At 57.3% G+C, this 19,752-nt stretch carries 16 protein-coding genes and 5 pseudogenes; 9 read left to right on the top strand and 12 right to left on the bottom strand.

The genetic code is table 11. The features are described 5' to 3' along the window. Nucleotides 1–228: 228 nt before the first annotated feature. Nucleotides 229–1,533 (top strand): UDP-glucose dehydrogenase family protein, encoded by a 1,305-nt coding sequence (locus BIND_RS13325; RefSeq protein ID WP_012385572.1) that lies wholly within the window; start codon nucleotides 229–231, stop codon nucleotides 1,531–1,533. A gap of 240 nt (nucleotides 1,534–1,773) precedes the next feature. Here the strand turns inward: BIND_RS13325 and BIND_RS22000 are convergent, their stop codons facing one another. Next, nucleotides 1,774–2,196 (bottom strand): recombinase zinc ribbon domain-containing protein, encoded by a 423-nt coding sequence (locus BIND_RS22000; protein WP_244395892.1) that lies wholly within the window; start codon nucleotides 2,194–2,196, stop codon nucleotides 1,774–1,776. 47 nt (nucleotides 2,197–2,243) lie between these two features. Beyond that, nucleotides 2,244–2,438: pseudogene (locus BIND_RS21995) on the bottom strand (recombinase family protein); the annotation flags it as partial. On the opposite strand from BIND_RS21995, the gene BIND_RS21990 reads away from it, so the two are divergent. Beyond that, complete coding sequence (locus tag BIND_RS21990) at nucleotides 2,373–3,332, top strand: matrixin family metalloprotease (protein WP_244395891.1); 960 nt, start codon at nucleotides 2,373–2,375, stop codon at nucleotides 3,330–3,332. The pseudogene BIND_RS21995 and the gene BIND_RS21990 sit on opposite strands and share 66 nt — an antisense overlap. A 113-nt stretch (nucleotides 3,333–3,445) precedes the next feature. Continuing rightward, nucleotides 3,446–4,080 (top strand): annotated as a pseudogene (locus BIND_RS20715) (IS6 family transposase); the annotation flags it as partial. 64 nt (nucleotides 4,081–4,144) lie between these two features. Here the strand turns inward: BIND_RS20715 and BIND_RS13305 are convergent. After that, the gene (locus tag BIND_RS13305) at nucleotides 4,145–5,074 is read right to left on the bottom strand and encodes a LysR family transcriptional regulator (protein WP_244395890.1); all 930 of its coding nucleotides are present in this window, start codon (nucleotides 5,072–5,074) and stop codon (nucleotides 4,145–4,147) included. Nucleotides 5,075–5,139: 65 nt separating this feature from the next. On the opposite strand from BIND_RS13305, the gene BIND_RS13300 reads away from it, so the two are divergent. The 4 genes and pseudogenes from BIND_RS13300 to BIND_RS13290 form a co-directional block, all read left to right on the top strand. Then, nucleotides 5,140–6,366: an MFS transporter gene (locus BIND_RS13300; protein ID WP_012385569.1), complete on the top strand. Its 1,227-nt coding sequence runs from the start codon at nucleotides 5,140–5,142 to the stop codon at nucleotides 6,364–6,366. Then, entirely contained in the window at nucleotides 6,363–7,370 is a 1,008-nt protein-coding gene (locus BIND_RS13295) for a zinc-dependent alcohol dehydrogenase family protein (protein ID WP_012385568.1), read from the top strand. The genes BIND_RS13300 and BIND_RS13295 overlap by 4 nt, the downstream gene beginning before the upstream one ends. Nucleotides 7,371–7,859: 489 nt before the next feature. Then, nucleotides 7,860–7,976: pseudogene (locus BIND_RS21985) on the top strand (integrase); the annotation flags it as partial. Beyond that, a pseudogene (locus tag BIND_RS13290) lies at nucleotides 7,963–8,265 on the top strand (integrase core domain-containing protein); the annotation flags it as partial. The pseudogenes BIND_RS21985 and BIND_RS13290, both read left to right, overlap by 14 nt. Here the strand turns inward: BIND_RS13290 and BIND_RS20195 are convergent. The 9 genes and pseudogenes from BIND_RS20195 to BIND_RS13240 all read right to left on the bottom strand — a co-directional run. After that, nucleotides 8,262–9,074, bottom strand: a complete 813-nt coding sequence (locus BIND_RS20195; RefSeq protein ID WP_012385567.1) for a transporter family protein — start codon at nucleotides 9,072–9,074, stop codon at nucleotides 8,262–8,264. The pseudogene BIND_RS13290 and the gene BIND_RS20195 overlap by 4 nt on opposite strands. 414 nt (nucleotides 9,075–9,488) lie before the next feature. Beyond that, nucleotides 9,489–10,103 (bottom strand): ABC transporter substrate-binding protein, encoded by a 615-nt coding sequence (locus tag BIND_RS13275; RefSeq protein ID WP_012385566.1) that lies wholly within the window; start codon nucleotides 10,101–10,103, stop codon nucleotides 9,489–9,491. 396 nt (nucleotides 10,104–10,499) lie between these two features. Further along, entirely contained in the window at nucleotides 10,500–11,180 is a 681-nt protein-coding gene (ribB, locus tag BIND_RS13270) for a 3,4-dihydroxy-2-butanone-4-phosphate synthase (RefSeq protein WP_012385565.1), read from the bottom strand. A 324-nt stretch (nucleotides 11,181–11,504) separates the two neighbouring features. Next, a complete protein-coding gene (locus BIND_RS13265) occupies nucleotides 11,505–12,359 on the bottom strand; it encodes a fumarylacetoacetate hydrolase family protein (protein WP_012385564.1) in 855 nt (284 codons plus the stop codon). Nucleotides 12,360–12,608: 249 nt separating this feature from the next. Continuing rightward, the gene (locus tag BIND_RS13260; RefSeq protein ID WP_012385563.1) at nucleotides 12,609–13,136 is read right to left on the bottom strand and encodes a flavin reductase family protein; all 528 of its coding nucleotides are present in this window, start codon (nucleotides 13,134–13,136) and stop codon (nucleotides 12,609–12,611) included. A gap of 78 nt (nucleotides 13,137–13,214) precedes the next feature. Further along, complete coding sequence (locus BIND_RS13255; protein ID WP_012385562.1) at nucleotides 13,215–14,375, bottom strand: LLM class flavin-dependent oxidoreductase; 1,161 nt, start codon at nucleotides 14,373–14,375, stop codon at nucleotides 13,215–13,217. A 37-nt stretch (nucleotides 14,376–14,412) separates the two neighbouring features. Further along, complete coding sequence (locus BIND_RS13250; RefSeq protein ID WP_012385561.1) at nucleotides 14,413–15,141, bottom strand: DJ-1/PfpI family protein; 729 nt, start codon at nucleotides 15,139–15,141, stop codon at nucleotides 14,413–14,415. Between the two features lie 56 nt (nucleotides 15,142–15,197). Continuing rightward, entirely contained in the window at nucleotides 15,198–16,394 is a 1,197-nt protein-coding gene (locus BIND_RS13245) for an alpha-hydroxy acid oxidase (protein ID WP_012385560.1), read from the bottom strand. A gap of 302 nt (nucleotides 16,395–16,696) precedes the next feature. Further along, nucleotides 16,697–17,381: pseudogene (locus tag BIND_RS13240) on the bottom strand (transposase family protein); the annotation flags it as partial. Nucleotides 17,382–17,712: 331 nt separating this feature from the next. Between BIND_RS13240 and BIND_RS20190 the strand changes: the two are divergent. Both BIND_RS20190 and BIND_RS20705 read left to right on the top strand, forming a co-directional pair. After that, on the top strand, nucleotides 17,713–18,666 hold the full coding sequence (locus tag BIND_RS20190; protein WP_012385559.1) for a helix-turn-helix domain-containing protein: 954 nt from the start codon (nucleotides 17,713–17,715) through the stop codon (nucleotides 18,664–18,666). A 90-nt stretch (nucleotides 18,667–18,756) separates the two neighbouring features. Continuing rightward, nucleotides 18,757–19,715 (top strand): IS630 family transposase gene (locus tag BIND_RS20705; RefSeq protein ID WP_244395889.1). Its coding sequence is split into 2 segments (ribosomal slippage): nucleotides 18,757–19,098 and nucleotides 19,101–19,715, totalling 957 coding nucleotides; the frame shifts between segments, so codons are not numbered across the junction. The last annotated feature ends 37 nt before the right edge of the window (nucleotides 19,716–19,752 follow it).

The raw sequence follows: 19,752 nt of genomic DNA, 5'->3' as shown, positions 1-19,752 counted from the left end.
TAAAGTAAATTTATTGGCAGTAAGCTGCGTTGCAAAGAGTCACAAAGATGGCTGTTCATACCAGAGCTCTGAGTAAACGGTGATTCCGCAGCACAACTTTGCAACAGAACCAGGAAATCTTTCGGAGTGACGGAAAATCGCTGTATCTCTTATGGGGAAGATCGTGGCCCGATAGGTTTTCTAATGTTATAGACAATTCTTAATTTCAGCTCGGCCTTGGGGACAAACATGCGTATAGCGGTGGTGGGTTCTGGATATGTCGGTCTTGTCTCTGGCGCGTGTTTCTCGGATTTTGGGCACATCGTGTCCTGTGTCGATAATGATGCAAGCAAGATTGCTTCGCTCAATGCCGGCAAGATGCCGATCTACGAACCGGGCCTCGCGGAACTCGTCGCCAATAGTGTCCGCCAAAAGCGCCTGTTCTTTTCCACCGAATTGAAAACCGCCGTCCGCGAGGCGGAGGCCGTGTTCATCGCGGTCGGTACACCCTCGCGGCGCGGCGATGGCCATGCCGATCTATCCTATGTCTATCAGGTGGCCCGTGACATTGCCGGGGCCCTTCAGGGCTTTACCGTCGTCGTCACCAAATCCACCGTGCCGGTCGGGACCGGTGACGAAGTCGAACGCATCATCAAAGAGGTGCGTCCCGATGCCGATATAGCGGTCGTCTCCAATCCGGAATTTTTGCGTGAAGGCGCAGCCATCGAGGATTTCAAACGGCCCGATCGCATCGTTCTTGGCGTAGAGGACAAGCGCGCCGAGGCGGTGATGACTGAAATCTACCGGCCGCTCTATCTCAATCAGGCGCCATTCGTCTTCACCAGCCGCCGCACGTCCGAACTCACCAAATATGCGGCCAATGCCTTTCTCGCGACCAAGATCACCTTCATCAACGAGGTCGCTGATCTTTGCGAAAAAGTTGGCGCCAATGTCCAGGATGTCGCGCGCGGCATCGGGCTCGACAAGCGCATCGGCGGAAAATTCCTCCATGCGGGGCCAGGGTATGGCGGCTCCTGCTTCCCCAAGGATACGCAAGCCCTGATCAAGACGGCCCAGGACTATGGCGCGCCGATCCGCATCGTGGAAACCGTCAGCGCCGTCAATGATCAGCGTAAAAGGGCGATGGCGCGCAAGGTGCTCGCGGCCTGTGATGGCTCGGTGCGCGGCAAAACCATCGCCGTGCTGGGCCTGACCTTTAAACCGAATACCGATGATATGCGGGATTCGCCCGCCATTTCCATCATCACGGCCTTGCAAGACCATGGCGCATTGATCAGGGCCTATGATCCGGAAGGCGAGGAGCAGGCCAAGCTCGTCCTCAACAATATCACCTATACGAAAGACCCCTATGAGTGCGGCACCGGCGCCGACGCTTTGGTGATCGTCACGGAATGGGACGAATTCCGCGCCCTCGACCTGCCACGCCTGACCGGTCTCCTGACCAAGCCCATCCTGATCGATCTGCGCAATATCTACGACCCCGCGGAAGTCAGGCGCCAGTCCTTCACCTATGCCAGCATCGGACGCTCCTGAGACGAACTGAGAGAGGGCGTTCTGTTGCAAAGTCTGGCCTCAGGTTGCATGAGAACCATGCGGGTGGATCAGGCAGTTGGACGGTTCTATTAACCGTGTCTGGAAGGCGAATTTGCTTGGTTTGATTGATTGGATGAGAGGGTCAGGACATTCCTCCTGATCCGATGAGAGGTTGGCTTCCGGCAGTGCCATTCTCTTTGGTGGCCTATGCCGGCTCCAGTCCGGCTCTGCGAAGCATGATCACCCTTTTGATGTTGTAGACGATGTTGGCCATGCCGATTTTGGTCGTCGCTGGGGCAAGCGCTTGCGCTCCTCATGATAGGTTCGGACATATTCAGCGATTACGTCCGGATGGCGCATCTCCGCCTTCAAACCATTGAGAACGGCCGTTTCGACCGTCTCAAGGTAGAAGGTCTTCGGATCGGGGCATGTGCCGCTCTCGGTCGCGGCGGAGCAACGGATGCGAATGCGACCTGACTTGTCCTTGCCATTTGTGGACATGCCCGCTCCGCAGGCGCCGCACCTCAGCAAGCCGGAGAGCATGTTCCGCGGCCGGCGCTGCTGATGGGGATGGGTGACGCTGCGCGCCTCCTTGCGGCTTTGCGCCGCCTCGAAGAGTTCGCGTGGAATGAGGGCGAGGTCGGGCACTTCGCTGTGTGCCACTCGCTTTTCGGGTTTGGACGGGAGATGCGCTTGCCTGTGTCCGGATCCTTCACCATCCGGACTTTGTTCCAAACCAGGCGGCCTGCATAAAGCTCGTTTTGCAGGAGACCAGTCCCACGTTGCGCGTTGCCATTAATCGTCGAGGCATTCCATGCACGACCGCGAGGCGGCGGCACATGATCCTGGTTGAGACCATGTGCGATGTCACGAGGTGTCCGCCCGTCGACATATTCCCGAAACACCCGGCGCACGATTTCTGCCTCTGTCTCAACGATCCTGCGCTTGCCCGCATCACTGGATACTGGTACATAGCTATAGGTGAGCCCGCCCGCGTTCAGGCCTTGACCGCCTGGCAAGCCACCGGCACGCAAGGCGTCGCCACCACAACGGTTTATGATGGCGTAAAATGGGCCGTGCCCGCGGATCCAGCGACTGGGGCCAAAATCATTACCTGGAGTTTTGCCTCGGGTCCTGGATCTATTACAGATCCCTTCAGCGGCTTTCTGAACGGCGAGTATAAGGCCACCGTGGAAAAAGCCATGAACGCCTGGGCCAAGGCTTCTGGACTCACGCTCCAAGAGGTGACGGACAGCCCAGCCACTGACATCCGGATCGGCTGGGGCGATTTCGATACCAAGGACAGCGGCGTGCTCGGCTTTACAAGTTTCCAGACTGATCATAGCACGATCAAAGCGGGGGCCATCATTCGGCTGGAGGATCCAAGCGAGACGGCTCTGTCCCATGGTGGGCCGGAACAGCAGACCTATGCCGGCACCCACGCCACGCTCTACCAGGTGCTGCTGCATGAGATCGGCCACGCGCTCGGCCTCGCCGACAATGCCGATCCCACTTCGGTCATGTATGCCGAAGCCTCGTCCAGTAACAGGACACTCGATCAGACCGATATCAGCGGCATCCAATTCCTCTACCAGACCAGCCCGAGTGCAGCTGCTGGCACGGATTTGTCCACATCTTCAGTCTCAGGGATCACATCTTCCACCCCCGCTTCTGATCCTGGCGGTCTCAACCAGATGATCCAAGCCATGCAGGCTTTGGCGCGCAGGCTTCCTCGCATCCCAACTTTCCTCCGCAAGGCCAATCCGCCGAGCTTGCTCACCAACTCGCTGCTTCACTGAGAAGGCGGGCGCTTCTCAAGGGCCGGCTCAAGGCCGACCCTTGACCCAGCAAGATTTCAATCCTGCTCCTCCTATTCATCCATAATTATTGACCACTTGATGGTGCGGGCCTGTTGCACTATCGAAATCTGGAGGAGATGTTCTTCGAACGGGGCTTTGCAGTGGATCATACCACCCTGAACCGCTGGGTTTTGGCCTATGCCCCGCTGATCGAGAAACGGCTGCGGTTTTTCCGCAAGCCTCACTGCGGTTCGATCCGCATCGACGAGACTTATGTGAAGATCCGTGGCCAGTGGCGGTATCTGTACCGGGCCATCGACAAGCATGGGAACCCCGTCGATTTTCTTCTCACAGCCCAGCGTGATCTTGCCGCCGCCAAGCGGTTCTTCCGCAAGATGCTGAAAGACGAGCCGCTGCTTGCGCCTGACAGCATTGGCACCGATGGCGCCAGGACCTTTCCGTCCGCCATCAAGGCGGCCGAGAAGGACGGCCTGCTGCGCCAGAACCTGACCCATCATGTCACCAAACACCTGCAACAGGACATCGAAAGCGACCATTTCCGGGTCAAATAAGCCATGCCCAAGGTCGGTGGCTTCCAGTCCTTCACCACCCGCGGAGGACTATCAAAGGCTTCGAGGCTATGCTGTGGCTGCGCAAGGGCTTCGGCTTCATCGGCCAATGGACTGTCCGCGAGCAGAACGATCTGCTCTCTGTCTGCTTCGGACTTCCCTTGGTTAACAAAGCGTAAAAATCACAGTCTCAAACGTCTTCCCGTATCCGTATTTAAAATTTGCAACGCGCCCAATTCAGCATCATGCCAATGCAGCAAGTCGTTCGCGCAGCCAGCCTTGTGCTGGATGATTTGTCGTGCGTTCGTGCCAAACGCTGGCGATGACGAATCCCGGTATGGTGACCGGAGCTTCCAGCACCTGCACTCGATCCGACCAGCCGTTTGCGATCCGCCGCGGGATCACTGCGATCATGTCGGACTGCGATACGATTTCTGGCACGATCAGGAAGCCCGACGTGGACAAGGCCACGGTGCGGCGACGGCCAACTGCCTCAAGCGCCGCATCGGTGGGCCCTGCGAAGCCGCCGCCCTGAGGCGACACGACAATGTGGTCCAATGCGCAAAACACGTCTAGGTCAAGATCACCCTGCACAGTTGCATGCCCCTGTCGCGCGATGACCGCGTAATCCTCATCATAGAGCCGGCGCTGGCGCATCGAAGCCGGCGCGTGTTCGGGAGCCGCTAAGGCCAGGTCCACCTCACCGCGCTCCAATTGCGTAGAGAGCGCCAGCACGTCGAGGGCTCGCCAAGCGATGCGGATCATCGGCGCCTCGGCCCGCAACGCGACCAAGAAGCGCGCTAGCAGCGCATACTGGATGTAGTCACTCGCCGCGATCACCAGGGTCGCCTGCATGGTAGCCGGGTCGGACGGCGTTCCATCTCCGACCACTCGACGGACACTCTCTAATGCCTCGTGCAATGGCTGTTGAAGCTCAAGTGCGCGCTGGGTCAACACCATCCCGCGCTGGGCCGGGATCAGGAGCGGATCGCCTAGTGCCTCACGAAGCCGCGCCAGCCGTGCCGACAAGGCAGGCTGACTAAGGTTTAGGCGCCGAGCGGCACGAGTGACGTTTCGCTCCGCCAGCAGGGCTTCAAGCGTGACGAGCAGCCCCAGATCGAGGTTCTTGGTATCCATGCGCTGGATAATGACATGCAAAAGGTTCGATTTCAATACCGTGAGAAATCGCGCGATACTCTGTTGAGAGGGCTCGATCCTATGAAGCCCTGATCGATGACATGGATGTCAGCTTGCCCGAAGCCCTTCCTCTGAAATCGCAGAGCCGCTCTTCGATCGCCTTTCCGCTGCTTGCGACGATCCTGTTCTTGTTTTTCGTTTCGGCAAGCGTGCCCTCACCCTTGTTCGTTGTGTTTCAGGGGCGATGGGGCTTCTCCCCCGGCATGCTGACGGTTGCGTTCAGTATCTACTCACTGGTTCTTCTGGTGACGTTGCTCGTTGCCGGCTCGCTATCGGACCACCTAGGCCGCAAGCCGGTGATCGTTGCGGCGCTGGGGATCCAGGTCGCGTCCATGGCCTTCTTCCTTACGGCAGACGGCATCGGCGGCTTGCTTGCCGCCCGGATCGTTCAAGGGCTGTCCATGGGCGTGGTCAACGGCGCGTTGTCTGCTGCGGTGATCGAAGCGGCGCCACCGACCCGAAAGGCGCTCGGCAGCTTACTGACCAGCATCTCGCCACTAGCCGGGCTCGCTACAGGCGCCCTCGTCACCGGGGCCCTGCTCGGGGTAACGAACCAAGCGGAAATCTGGGCCTTTGGGTTGCTGAGTGGACTGTTCTGCCTGGGCGCAGTGTTGGTGGTGCTTATCCCCGAAACGGCAAGCCCGGTGCCCGGCCTGCTTCGATCGATGGTGCCGAGCGTGCATGTTGCCTGTGCCGCGCGCGGTGGCTTCTGGCGCGGCTTGCCACTGCTCCTGTCCATCTGGGCGCTGTGCGGCTTCGTCATCGCGCTTGGGCCGTCGCTGCTGCACAACGTCTTCGGGGTCAGCAGCGGGTTGCTGAACGGCGCCACCGTTGCCGTGTTATGCGGAGCCGGCGCCGTATCCCCGCTCCTGTTGCGTGGGCAGCCGCCCGAGCGCATGGCAGTGTTGGGCATGGCGGCGGTGACGGCCGGGGGCGGCCTGCTTCTCGTGTCGACCGGCACCGGGGCGCTGACGCTGTTCTTCGTCGGCAGCGCGGTCGCCGGTGCTGGGTTGGGTGCATCGTTCAGCGGCCTTATCCAGTCGCTTGTACCACTCACCCCGGTGCATGAGCGTGCGGAACTCTTCGCGGCGATCTTCTTGGTCACCTACCTGTCCTTGAGCGTCCCGCCCATCGCCGCTGGCTTCGCCGTTCCGCTCACCGGCTTCCTGGGCACGACCCAGACTTATCTCGGCGCCGTTCTGGTCGTCTCGGCGACCGCGACCGTCTTGCAGTGGCTGCCCTCACGCAGCCGAGGAGCACCCGCATGAAAGCTATCCAGGCTCATCCGCAGCAAGGGCTTGACGGCCTGACCTTGGTGGACCTTCCCGATCCCGGCGATCCCGGACCAAACGCCATCCGCGTGCGAGTGCATGCCACCTCCCTGAATTTCCACGACCTGGGTGTGGTGACCGGACGATTGCCGGTCGCTGATGGACGTATCCCCATGGCTGACGGCGCTGGAGTGGTGGAGGCGGTCGGCTCCGAAATCACAGAGTTCAAGCCCGGCGACCATGTCGTATCCACCTTCTTCCCGACCTGGCTGGACGGCGAGGCCACCCTCGCCGACTTCGCTACCACGCCGGGCGATGGGATCGACGGCTACGCCCGGGAGGTGGTGATAGCACCGGCCACCTCCTTCACGCGCGCTCCAGCCGGCTGGAGCCACGCCGCCGCTGCGACCCTGACCACAGCCGGGGTGACCGCCTGGCGAGCCTTGGTGGTCAACGGCGGCCTTAAGGTGGGAGACAGCGTGCTGGTACTCGGCACGGGTGGCGTGTCGATCTTCGCGCTGCAAATTGCTCGGGCCATGGGGGCCACGGTTATCGCGACCTCCTCCTCCGATGAAAAGCTGGAGCGGCTTCGCTCCATGGGTGCTGCGCACTGCATCAACTACCGCCGGGATGAGGACTGGGGCGACCGGGTGCGGGCCCTGACGGGCGGTATCGGAGTGGATCACGTCGTGGAGGTGGGCGGCCCGGGCACGTTGGCGCAATCGATCAAGGCTGCGCGTGTGAGCGGCCACATTTCACTGATCGGCGTGCTGACCGGGAGGGAGGGAGTTGTGCCGACAGGCATGCTTATGGCTCGGCAGCAGCGCCTTCAGGGCCTGATCGTTGGCAGCCGCCGTCATCAGATGGACCTGATCCGCGGCATCGATGCCGTCCATGGCCACCCGGTGATCGACCGCTCCTTTCCGCTCGCTGCGATCGCGAAGGCCTTCCGGCTCCAGGCGACTGGCGGCCATTTCGGCAAGATCGTCCTCGAGTTCTGACAAACACAGTCCAGCAGGAACACGCCACCATGAAAGTTCTCCTCGTCTTCGCCCACCCGGAACGCCACTCCTTGGGGATTGGAAATGAGTTCGGGCAACAGCATTGTTGAGGCAAGATTGGCTCTTCCGAGGGGAGGAAGAAGTCATGCAGTGGCGGATCAAGCTGGAGGCGATGACCGGCTGGGGTGAGGTGATCGAATACGAGGTCGGCCAGTTGGAACGGTCGTTCTCAAGAGCAACGATTGAGGACTTCGGGCTCACCCTCCAAGCCGTCATCAACTATGGTCGACGCTACCGCAGCGGCAAGCCGAAGGTTGTGTCAAGGAGATCGCCAATGCCCGCATGGCGAAACGCCGACGCATGCGCTGGTCTCCACGAGGGGCTCATCACGTCGCCATGGTCCGCGCTGCCATGCTGGACGGGCGTCTACACAAACAAATCATCTCGCCCCGAAAAGCGGCGTAGCCCCAACTCTTTTCCAGTCCCCCGGCGCGCTGCCTCGAGGCTGACCTCGATCCGAAGGAGTTTTCCGCCCATGGTCTGCGCTCGGGCTATCTCACCGAAGCCGCGCGGCGCGGCATTCCGATCCAGGAGGCCATGCGCCAGTAATGGCATCGAACACAGATTGACCAAGGTCAAGCATCCCTGAACGAATGGTCAGGTAGAGCGCATGAACCGCACGATCAAGGAAGCCACTGTCAAACGGTATCATTACGACGATCATGAACAGCTCGACAATCACTTGGCGGACTTCATCAATGCATACAATTATGGGCGACGCCTCAAGACATTGAAGGGCCTCACGCCATTTGAATACATCTGCAAAGTCTGGACAAATGAACCAGAAAGGTTCATTCTGGATCTGCTCCATCAATTCGCGGGATCAAACATCTAATCTTGGGCAAGCCAAACCGGAATAATCATGTCGGCCTCCACTCGACGATCATAGCGGCCGTAGTTCTGTTGAGCCACATCAGTTGTGAACTTCAGTTTTACTGTGAATGAACCGAAATCATAGCCGATTAAGGGACCTAGTGCGAATTGACGCTGCATTGCATAAGTCAGATTAGGCTTATTGAGGTCGGTCGAACCGAAAGCAACTGCCCCGAGTTCCCACTTACCGAATTGTTGTGTCAGTGTCAGATCAAGATTAAAGGCGTTGGGAGCCGTTCGAAAACCAGATTGTATAGGTTCCCCTAAAACGGCGGTAATTGTAAAGAGCAGACCATCTTTCAAGTAGGTCAAGCCTACGCGCTCCTCTAAATCACCAAAGTGATATGCCTCAGCGCCACCTTGTGGTATAAAACCTGCGAAACGATTGCCAATATACCATCCGTTTCCGAGATCCCAACTAGCCCCGATGCCAAAATAGGTATTATAAAATCCCCGCGCTGTAGCCACTCCCGCGACACGGGAGATGGTATAAGTTGGCGAGAACTGCATGTTTAGATGTGCGCCACCAATATCAAACGGAGATTGATAGAAGAAGAAAGGTGAATCTGCAGCGAGGTCGAAAGACGGTTTACTATTACGAACTCCATATTGTGGTACATTGATTAGGTATAACCCCTCAGGAAAGATAGCGTACAATGGCAGACCTGTTGTAAAACCAGGTTGCAGGAACGAAAACGCGTGCGCTGACATTGCTGTACCAACCGATGTAAGTCCCACAAATCCGATCCTGAATGCTATATTGAATTTCATTGATGTAATTCCCCGTTCTCTTTACTTTCTTTAGGTCTCTGAATGAAAGACTCAACGGCACGCAAGGATCATGACCCGATCCGCCTCGTTGAATGCGGCAAGCAGAGCTGGGCCCGCTCGCCGGCGCCGAGACGCCAGCCGTCCGCTCGAAAGGTGCTGAGGCAAATATGCTTGTTTCCAACGCGTATCGGCAGGAGGCCACCAAAATGGCCGTAAAGTCAGCGCCTGCGTCGCTTCAAATGGTCCGGTCTCCATCCACCTCGAGGAGCACGCCGGACGCTGGGGACGAACTCCGCATTTTCCAAAACGAGATACAGGAGCACGAGACGGGTTGGCGAGCATCAGCACACGGCCGAGCTGGCCATATTACCTGGCCACCGGAGACGGAACCGGCAGGTCGCTTCACCATCTTTTTCAGCTCGGGCAGGATTTGAACTGGCCACGTTGGGCGGCCCGGCCCACAATGTCCTGGGAGAAGATGGACCGGTTGCCCTGACCCCAGACGTTGTCCTGGCTCACCACGGCGATCGTCTCGGAGACCAGCTTGGTCTTGAAAAGGTTGAGCGATGGCGCCATGACCTCGAGAGCTGCATTCGCCTGGGTGCCGAAGACGTAGGAATATTTGTCATCCATGAGGATGCACTGGGTGCCGCAGTCCCACATTAAGTTGAGGACCTTGAGATCTTCCGCGGGCAGCGCCTCATTGCACACACCTGAGGAGATGAGAGCGAACATCACGCCCCTCCCGGAATTCTCGATAAGGTCGCCATATCGAATCGTCAGTGCTTTGGCACCTGCGCCTTCGTCAAAGTAGAGCTCGACCGGTACGCCCTGCAGGCCTCCTTTAACGTTGCTCTTGGAGCCAAGCATCTCTGCTGCGTCACGGGCTGGGATGCCGACGACCGATGAGGGACCGGAATTGTAGGTGGTGATGCCGATGCGCAGCTCAGCCGACTTTTCCTGCCTGAGGACAGGACATAGGCTCAGCAGCGACAGTCCCGTTGCCGCCACAAGATGACGAAGCATCATTGAGGTTTCCTCCAAGCCGGACGCGTGGCCGCGTGTCTCTTCTTAAATGAGCCGCTGTATTCTGGTCCGTGTAACTTGCAATTTCCTGATGAATCGAACAGATAACAACGATAAACTTCTGCAAAGTCTCTTCTTCCGCCGCAAAAAGACTTCGTTATTCAGTTCGTCGGACGAACGGGCGACCAGCCAAAGGATCAATCCGGCTCTTGCTCTCAGGTACCAACAGTCAGTCGCGCTATTTGAAATCGGAAAGAAGATCTCGATCTTCAATCGACAATCGCTCGGACGCTGGGGCAAATGGCCGGATCGAAGCGGAATTAGAACCCAGAACAGACTTACTCACAAGATGCCAAGTATGACGACATTTTACAAATTAACCAGTTGAAATAATTATATTTATAGATTCGTATGTGTCGCCTTAAATACCGTTTTATGAGTAATATCGGAGGTCGCCAATTCATAGAACGAGTTCCGTTGCCTGACAAACGCGATCAGGTCTTCGATTGTGATGAGCCGTAGATTGTGACGTTTGGCGAAGATCTGTAATTCGGGAGGACGCGCCATTGTGCCGTCGTCGTTTGCGACTTCGCAGATCGTACCAGAGGGTGCCATGCCTGCAAGCCGAGCCAGTTCAACTGCCGCTTCTGTGTGCCCGGGCCTTGCTAAGAGACCTTGACGATGAGCGCGAAGCGGAAAAATATGCCCTGGCCGCGCGAAATCGTCGGGTCGCGACTGCTCGTTCACCAGGGCACGGATTGTGGCTGCTCGATCTGCCGCAGAAATGCCTGTCGATGTCCCAGGAATATAGTCAACAGAAACCGTGAACGCGGTCTTGTGTGATTCAGTGTTGCGCGGGACCATAAGGGGGATGTCCAATGCGTCGAGCCGTTCACCTTCCATCGCGATACAGATGAGGCCGCGAGCGTAATTCATCATGAACGCAACGGTTTCTGCAGTCACTGCCTCGGAAGCCACAACGATGTCACCCTCGTTCTCCCGTTTTTGGTCATCTAAAACGATCACCATCTCGCCATGGGCAATTGCTGCAATCGTATCTTCTATGTTTGAAATCGTCATGGAGTTGGCCTTTCAAGGGTTGCACCGGTTTCCCCGGCATTACTCGCACAGATCGACTAACTGAGCACACCAACATCCTTTGGTCGAAAACTGCGTTGCTCTCGCGCGAGAGAGTCTGCCTCATTGTTCTCTTCCATCCGGACTTTACGGTCGGCCGGCCTCTCACCGGTTCTACTGAGCTTCTTTAGAGGAGCGTTGGTTCGGTTGGATACGATGCCAAGCTCACCTGCGGAGGGACGGTCCTCTGAGAATCCCGTTAACCGGCCCAAAAGCGTGGTCATCCTTCGCTGGCGCCAGGCCTTTAAACGTCATTACCGGATTCGCTCATACAAGCGGATCGTAGGCGAGCACACGCTGTTGCTGCTCTCCCAAGCCATCAACACCCAGCCGCATGGTGTCTCCTGGGCATAAAAACTGCGGCGGGTTCATGCCCAGACCAACACCAGCCGGGGTACCCGTGCAAACGATATCGCCTGGCATCAGCGTCATGAACTCACTGAGGTAGCTCACCAGCCTCTCCACGCTGAAAATCATGTCGTTGGTGTTGCCCGTTTGACGGCGCTCACAATTAACATCTAGCCAAATTCCTAAACTCTGAGGCTGTGGAATTTCATCTTTGGTTACAAGCCAGGGTCCAACGGGTGCAAACGTGTCGAAGCTCTTGCCCTTGGTCCACTGGCCACCGCGCTCTATCTGATAGGCGCGCTCGGAGACGTCATTCACAATGGTATAACCAGCGACATATTCGAGCGCCTCGCTTTCACTGACGTAGGTCGCTTGCTTGCCGATCACAATACCGAGCTCCACTTCCCAGTCTCCCTTTTTGGATCCGCGCGGCAGGACAACATCGTCATTTGGTCCGCTGAGGGCACTGACTGCCTTCAAAAAAATAATCGGCTCTTGTGGGATTGGCAGATTCGCCTCTTTGGCGTGGTCTTTATAGTTCAGACCGATGCATACCAGCTTGCTCACACTCGCGATCGGTACACCAAGCCGGTTTGGCATCGGCGCAACCGGTAAGTCCTCAAAGTGTAAGCGCGCAAGATCAGCCAACTTGCCGGGATCTAAGACCTCCGGGGTGATGTCGTCCGAAACTCCCGACAAGTCTCGTACGCGGCCCTGTTTGTCCAGCAAACCCGGCCGCTCTGCGCCCTTGGCGCCGTGCCTAACCAACTTCATATGCTTATTCTCGGAAATAAAAAGTCAACAACAGCCCTATTGCCATTGCAGGTAAGCTTCAGCTCAGCCATCCGACATCAACCCCCAGGCCGGTCCTATTGGCTGGGTAAGAAGACGATCGTCTCTTCGAAACTCCGTTCGCGCTTGAAAGATTGGATCTTCGGAGCGAAAGCGGACGAATTGGAGTGCACATCGCTGTTTAGAAAAAACAAAAAATCGATGGGTCAGCGATGGAAACATCCTGTTCTCTCAACGATTCGCGATAGGGGCACTCTCAAGCACCTCGGATCGAACAAATCTGCCGTTTTCGTATAGAAGCGGCCTGATCGCGTCTTGATAGATCGTCTCAATCACGGTGCCAATTACCACGGTGTGCCCGGAATGTTCAAAGGTTTGCGCCACGTCGCAGAAGACGCTAGCCTGGGCGCCCAGAAGACGAGGCAGGCCATGGCAGCTACGTATCCATTCGCCGAAAGCAAAACGTTCCTTGCCCTTAACCATTCCGCTGAACGGGCCAACAAGAAAGGACTGCTCTGTGGACAGCATGTTAACGCCGAACCTGCGCGACCGCATCAAGGGATCGTGTAGGCTGGCAGTATGTGCGACACTGATCAAAAGGCTAGGCGGGGCAACACCAAGTGAACACACTGCGGTCGCAACCATGCCGTAACGGTTTTCTCCTTCGATCGTGGTGACTAGCGACACAGTCGCTGTCAAACGCCGCATGGCATGTTTGAAATCGTCGATTGCCGAAGTCGGCTGTGTGTCCTGACTCATTGTATTATCCAAATGGAAAAAGAAGCGGCTGAGCGTCCGTCGTGCTCCGCGCAGCCTGTTTAGCTGGTTACTTCCCGTTCAGACCTGCGGCGAGAACGGCTTGCGAAGGTTGGCTCTCTCCAAAAGCGGCATAACTTCGGCGTTGAACCGGTTCAGACCGTCTAGATAGTCGACCCAATTGACGGCCACGCCGTCGATGCCAGCATCAGACAACCGCGCCAGTCTTTCAGCTATTGTCTCGGCCGTGCCAACCAAGCTATATCCCCCATATCCGCCTTTAAGGTGCAATTTAAAGGTCTGCCAAGCTGCTTCCGGCATGATCTCCGAGTTGACGCCGAGGTACCTGGCCGAGGCATCCGCGGCCATCTCGTTGCCCTTCTCGATCGCGTAGTAGCGCAGGTAGTCCTCAGCCTCTTTGTCAGAATCACGCTGTACCACATAAGCGGGAGTCCAGACCTGGACCTGGCGTCCAAATTTGTCCTGCGCTAGACGGCGATACTTTTCCACCTGTCTGCGTATGGCTTCCATGTCATTGTGATCGGTGATCGCCATATAGCCAACGTCGCACTGCGAAGCGATGAAGTTGCGTCCCTTCTCGGACCCGCCCGCGTTCATCACCGGTGGCAGCGGCAATTGGATTGGCTTAGGCATGGAGAAAGCGTCCTTGATCTGGAAATACTTGCCCTGGTGGCAAGAGCTTCCTTCTTCGGTCCACAGACGCTTGACGATGCTAAACCATTCGTCAGCATAATCGTACCTCAAGTCGTGATCCATGAAAGGCACGCCAAACATTTCAAACTCGGGACTGAACCAGCCGCAGACTACATTGAGGCAGTACCGCCCGCCCGAGATATGGTCGATCGTGGCGGCTTGTTTCGCCGCGAAGACCGGGTGAGTGGTTTGGACGTGGGAAGTGGTTGTCAGCGTGATGTGATTGGTGATTGCGGCCAGACCGGCCGACCACGTGTAGGTCTCGAAATTGCGGCCGTTGAAGTTGGTCGGCCCGCCAATTCCCATCCAGCGCGCGACCGGTACCATCACCTCGAACCCTGCCTTGTCGGCGACCTGAGCGATTTGCTTGGTCAGCTCCCAAGATAGTTTATGACGCTCCTCCACGACGGTCATCGCACAACCGCTGTCGCAATTAACGCCGAACACTCCTAATTTCAATTTGTTGTCATTGAAAAGCGCGTTTGTCTTAGTGCGCTCACGCCCTTCTGTTTGTGCTAGGTCTGACATCGTTCCTCCAATGTTTTTTTTGCTTTGTTGAGACTGATCAGTTCAACAGATCGATGATCGCTTTTACGAATTGCGGAATGTCATAGATGAAGCGGCTGGTGATCACGTTGCCGTCGACAACCACCGGTTCATCCAGAACATGGGCGCCCGCATTGGCCATATCTTCCATGATGTTCCAATAGCCGGTAGCCTTGCGGCCCTTGAGTAGTTTGGCACTGAGGAATACCTGTGAACCATGGCACAATGCACCCACTGGTTTGCCGGTAGATTGGAAGTCCTGAAGGTACTTCAGAACTGCTGGGTTAACCCGCAGCTGGTCGGGGTTCCACGCGCCACCCGGTACGTAAACCGCGTCATAATCCTCAACACTGACTTCTTCAATACGAGCGTCGATCGGAATCCAGCCCGAGTTTTCGGTGAATTGGATCGCCAGTACATGGGTCTTGGCGATCTCGGGAAACTGTATACCGAAAGTGGCGCCGTATTCGATGTGATTGGGTGACACTAGGTGGCAAGTCGCACCACGTTCTTCGAACCATTTTCGTGGTATCGAGATCTCGGTTTCTTCCACGCCGTGGGTCGCGATGATCCCAATGCGCTTGCCTTTAAATCGGTTCGGATCCTCAGGTTCTTCTGTCATGAATTTCAGCAGGTGCTCGTTGCCCGGTGCTGTGGCAAGGAAATGGATATTCACCTTGGGATAGCATGGTAAATCGTCGTATTTGTGCAGTTTGTTAACAATTTCGCGGGGCGAAAAGTCTGTCATAGCTGATTATGTCTCCTGCCGGTTTCGCAATAGGATCGCTCTTACGTAGCATTCGGTCATGAACCTGCCTGCAGTCCTTTTTGTTCAGACGTGCAGGTTGCGGCATCCTCGATGCGGGACGGCCGCATTTGAGTGAGGTCGGTAATGCCGAGCTGGGCCATGCCTCTAAGGATGTCGTCTTTGAAAATTTGGAGGGCGTGTGCTGCGCCGGCCGGCCCGGCCGCAGCCGCGCCGTACACGAAGGAACGCCCCGAAAACACAAACTCCGCCCCTAACGATACGGCGCGAAGCACGTCCTCGCCACTGCGGACCCCGCTGTCCATCATGACGCTCAAACGAGCCCCGACTGCCGCCGCGATTTCAGGCAGCACCTCGATGGCAGCCGGCGCCGCATCGAACTGCCGCCCGCCATGGTTCGACACGACAATGCCGTCCGCGCCGATCTCCGCTGCTTCTTCAGCCGCGCCGACGGACATTATCCCCTTGATCACGAGCTTGCCTGGCCAAGCGTCCCGAATCCGGCGCATTAAATCCGGCCCGAGTTGGTCCGTTATGTGGTCGGCGACATAGGCCGCCAGGGACGGGGCTCCTGCCCCCGGGGGGCCGTATTTCTCAAGCGTTTCAAATCGAGGCATACCTGCACGCGCCGAGGCGAACAGCCAAGCTGGATGTAATGCCAAATCGAGCGCCATCGTGGGCGAGGGACGCAGCGGCAGTTGAAAGCCATTGCGAATATCGCGAACACGCTTGCTACTGATCGGGACGTCTACGGTTACCAGCAACACGTCAACGCCGGCCTGATGTGCACGCTGCAGCAGGTCAAACGTTACCTCATCTTTCTGGGCGACGTAAAGCTGGAACCACAAATGTTCTGGCGCAATCTCGGAAATCGTTTCCAATCGCGTCGTGCCAACGGTTGAAAGCCCATATGGCACGTTTGCGTTCCGCGCGGCTTCGGCGAGCATCTTGTCGATACCTGGCCAAATCGCGTTCGCCAATCCCACGGGTGAAATGCCAATCGGCAAATCGTAAGTCCGCCCGAACAAACGAGTTTGCGTAGACCGCGCGCCCACCGATTTAAGATAGTGCGGCACCAGTAACACGCGATCCAGGGCCTCACGATTGCGCCGCAATGCCACTTCTTCACCGGTGCCACTTTCCAGATATCCCAATGTGATTTTTGGAACGCGTCGCCGCGTGATCAGCGCTAAATCCTCGATCCGAGGGACTTTTTGTAAAGACGATTTGAACATGCTTCTAACCTGCCGCAATTCGGGTATTGGGGCCTGTTTCCGAGTGCAGCGTTTCTTGGATAAGCCTGCAAAGGCGCATTACTCCGGTAAGCTTGCGGGACGACCTGCCAGTCACCGTAAATCAACCATTCAGCAAATAGGGAAAGGCTTTTCCAGACCAAGCCATGACGCTAGCCGCCATTGATTGTCTGGGTCATCACGCGACGATCTTTGAAATGAATGTCGACAGCGCGCGGCGAAAGCATAGTATCACTCGCTATGCTAGGCGCGGCCGGAGCAGGTGCCGGCGTGCCATAAGATTGGGCAAAGCCTTGGACGATGAACTGGCCGCCCTTTGACCGTTTGAGTGTCGTCGCCAGGGAGATCTTCACTCCGAACTCATAGGGCTTGTGCGGCTTGCCCTTGATCGTCTTTCTCAAGCCGATGCATTCGACCTCCGGTGCTTGCAGGCTGAACACCCGCAGGTCTGCCTCAGCCGGTTTCTCTTTGAAGGGACGCAGGCTTCTGTTGCCGGCATGGACGCGGAGGGCCAGCATCAGTTCGTGGGCGAAGATCTGTTGGAGTGTCTCCTGGTCTTTGATCTTGCGGGTGATGTCGCGGATCACCCGGCCGAGATAAGTCCTGAGGGTCTTCAGCGAGTGTCTTGCGCGTTTGAACTGTTTGGCATGGGCATAGCGCTGCTGTTTGATCAAAGCGAACTTGCCGACGCGCTGATAACTCTGCCGCAAGGTGACACCGTACCTTTGAGCCAGCCGGACCAGCCGCTCACGGGCGCGCTGCATGAGCCTGGCGTCGGTCGGATAGGCCACCGCCTTCGGCTGCACGGTCGTGTCGATGATCACTTTGGTGAAGTCGGCGGGTTTTGCCGCGCCGGTTTGCGTCGGGCTCGCATAGCGTCTCGTCGGACAAATCGAACATGTGCTTGAGGATCGCCACGCCAGCCATCAGCCGCGTCGGCAGAGGCGGATGGCCTGACCCGTCAGTGTAGGCGGCTGCGCAGCATCGTCTTGCCCTAGCGCTCGAAACCTGTCGCCACAAACATCATTTGCTTCATCGTGCATACCCGCGTGTCTCTCAATAGAGCTTAGCGGTTATACGGGCCAAGATATTGAACTTTTGCGCAGGTTGCTTAGCTCGATTCAGTGGATGGCGCTTACGCCCCGAGCCAGAGCCGAGCCAATGATGAAGAAGGTCTACAAGAAACGCATTACCTGGGATGGGCTTACCCTGTGCAGGTTGACTGTACCGCAAAAGGCCGCTACTTTTGTGGCTTACGGCGAAAAGGGTTCACAGAAAAGCCTTCGCCAGGAGGAGCATCATGTACGAGACGGTGCATTGCGACGCCGTAACCCTGCAGACCGCAGATGCGATAGCGTCGTCGCTGCACACAAACCTTGTAGAATGGCGAGTGAAACCGCAGACGCATGGTGGACCGATTGTCGCGCGCATCCGCCCGCATTGCTTGAGCGGCGGCGTGCGCCTCATTGAGCTCTCAGGCGGTCCTTTCAACGGTGAACGCAGCCGGGCCGAGATTGCCCGTGATGGCGACGAATATCTGGGGGTTCTATTTCAACGTTCCGGATCAACGTTGTGCAAAGTTGGCGACAGCCGAACGCTTGTCGGTCCCGGGGAAGTCTGCGTATGGCTCAGTGAACGGCCCACTGAATTTGAGATGCCATCCCAATTTCAAAAATTATGCTTGTTAATCCCGCTTTCACGGTTTGAAAGCGTTCTGCACAACGCGACCGCCTACGAAGGTCTTCATTTACCCACCAACAATCACCTGACCACGCTGTTAGGGTCCTACCTTACGACGTTGTCTGAGGAGGTTGCGGCTGGCCCTGACGGAGGATCTTCGGAAGCTGTGGACGTGACATTGGAACTGTTAGGAGCGGCGTTTCGCGTTTACCAGTCACAGTTTGATCATCAGCCACACTATCAGCTGAGAAGCCGCATTTTGCGATACATCGAAGCGCGCCTGGACGATGCGAGCCTCACGCCCCTGAAAATTGCGAAAGGCAACGGGATTTCTTTGCGATATCTGTACTTGGTGTTTAGCGAACAGGGCATGACCGTCGCAGGATGGGTTCGCCAGCGACGACTTGCCCGCTGCCGCGCGGAACTGGACGACGTTCAGAACACTAAGACCATCACCGAGGTAGCTTATCGCTGGGGGTTCAACGATTCGGCGCATTTCAGTCGCTTGTTTAAATCGTCCTTCGGAGTGTCCCCCAGCGCCTACAAAGCTCTCCGTGCTGGTAGAGGCATTTGAAGACGTCTAGAGCAATTTGTTTGAACGTTGAATCGTTTGGCTTTGCTTGGGGTGTTTTTTGTGATTCCTCCCGTCGAGGAGGATTTTTCCATGCCAGCTCCCCTTTCGCTTGACCTGCGGCGTCGTTTCCAGCGTCTCATTGAAGAGGGCCTGAGTGCGCGCGAAGCGGCCCAGCGCCTGATGATCTCCGCGGCGACGGGCGCGCGGCTTGCCCTCAAGGTCCGACGTGGGGAAAGCCTCGCTGCCGTCAAATGCGGATGTCCCACAGGGCGGGGCAAGCTGGAGCCCTACAAGTCCTTCCTCATCGAACTGGTCACACAAGACCCCGATATCACGCTGTTCGAACTGCGCGACGCCCTGGCCCATGCCGAGGGCGTTCAGGTCCATTATTCGGCGATTTCCCGGGCTTTGAAACGGCTTGGCTTCACATACAAAAAAAGGCGCTGGTCGCCGACGAACAGCGCCGCACTGATATCGTCGAAGCGCGCGCCGACTGGACAGAGCGTCGCCAGCCGTTCATGCAGCAGCGGCCCGAGCGGCTGGTGTTCATCGACGAAACCTGCGTCAAGACCAACCTGACAAGGATCAGAGGCCGCGCACGCCGGGGCCAGCGTCTGCATGGGACTGCACCCTTCGGCAAGTGGCACACCCAGACCTTCATTGCCGGGCTGACCGGGAACGCCCTGATCGCCCCCTGGGTCATCGATGGCGCCATGAACGGCGCTGCCTTCGACATCTACATCGAAACCCAGCTCGCGCCGCTGCTCGCTCCCGGCACCGTGGTCATCCTCGACAATCTCAGCACGCACCGCAGTCCGCGGGCCGCCGAGGCGCTGAAGGCCAAGGGATGCTGGTTTCTGTTCCTGCCCGCCTACAGCCCCGATCTGAACCCCATCGAAATGGCCTTCGCCAAGCTGAAAGCTCACCTCCGCCGCATCGGCGCCAGGACATTCGACCAACTCTGCCAAGCGCTCGCAGACATCTGCGACCTTTTCACCCCCCAGGAATGCTGGAACTTTTTCAAACACGCCGGATACGTATCAACGTAAATGCAAAGTACTCTAGTCGGCCGAACAGCCGATGCGG

The organism is Beijerinckia indica subsp. indica ATCC 9039, from assembly GCF_000019845.1.
In the GTDB taxonomy this organism is placed as follows: domain Bacteria; phylum Pseudomonadota; class Alphaproteobacteria; order Rhizobiales; family Beijerinckiaceae; genus Beijerinckia; species Beijerinckia indica.
Note: the sequence above shows the minus strand (reverse complement) of the source record. Positions and strands in the feature narration are given on the sequence as shown.

What these genes read in the sequence shown, in the direction of transcription:
- ribB (WP_012385565.1), bottom strand. Translation starts at nt 11,180, where the DNA reads ATGACGATTTCAAACATAGAAGATACGATTGCAGCAATTGCCCATGGC.
- BIND_RS13265 (WP_012385564.1), bottom strand. Translation starts at nt 12,359, where the DNA reads ATGAAGTTGGTTAGGCACGGCGCCAAGGGCGCAGAGCGGCCGGGTTTG.
- BIND_RS13255 (WP_012385562.1), bottom strand. Translation starts at nt 14,375, where the DNA reads ATGTCAGACCTAGCACAAACAGAAGGGCGTGAGCGCACTAAGACAAAC.
- BIND_RS20190 (WP_012385559.1), top strand. Translation starts at nt 17,713, where the DNA reads ATGTACGAGACGGTGCATTGCGACGCCGTAACCCTGCAGACCGCAGAT.
- BIND_RS13275 (WP_012385566.1), bottom strand. Translation starts at nt 10,103, where the DNA reads ATGATGCTTCGTCATCTTGTGGCGGCAACGGGACTGTCGCTGCTGAGC.
- BIND_RS13260 (WP_012385563.1), bottom strand. Translation starts at nt 13,136, where the DNA reads ATGAGTCAGGACACACAGCCGACTTCGGCAATCGACGATTTCAAACAT.
- BIND_RS13325 (WP_012385572.1), top strand. Translation starts at nt 229, where the DNA reads ATGCGTATAGCGGTGGTGGGTTCTGGATATGTCGGTCTTGTCTCTGGC.
- BIND_RS13245 (WP_012385560.1), bottom strand. Translation starts at nt 16,394, where the DNA reads ATGTTCAAATCGTCTTTACAAAAAGTCCCTCGGATCGAGGATTTAGCG.
- BIND_RS13300 (WP_012385569.1), top strand. Translation starts at nt 5,140, where the DNA reads ATGGATGTCAGCTTGCCCGAAGCCCTTCCTCTGAAATCGCAGAGCCGC.
- BIND_RS13295 (WP_012385568.1), top strand. Translation starts at nt 6,363, where the DNA reads ATGAAAGCTATCCAGGCTCATCCGCAGCAAGGGCTTGACGGCCTGACC.
- BIND_RS21990 (WP_244395891.1), top strand. Translation starts at nt 2,373, where the DNA reads ATGATCCTGGTTGAGACCATGTGCGATGTCACGAGGTGTCCGCCCGTC.
- BIND_RS20195 (WP_012385567.1), bottom strand. Translation starts at nt 9,074, where the DNA reads ATGAAATTCAATATAGCATTCAGGATCGGATTTGTGGGACTTACATCG.
- BIND_RS13250 (WP_012385561.1), bottom strand. Translation starts at nt 15,141, where the DNA reads ATGACAGACTTTTCGCCCCGCGAAATTGTTAACAAACTGCACAAATAC.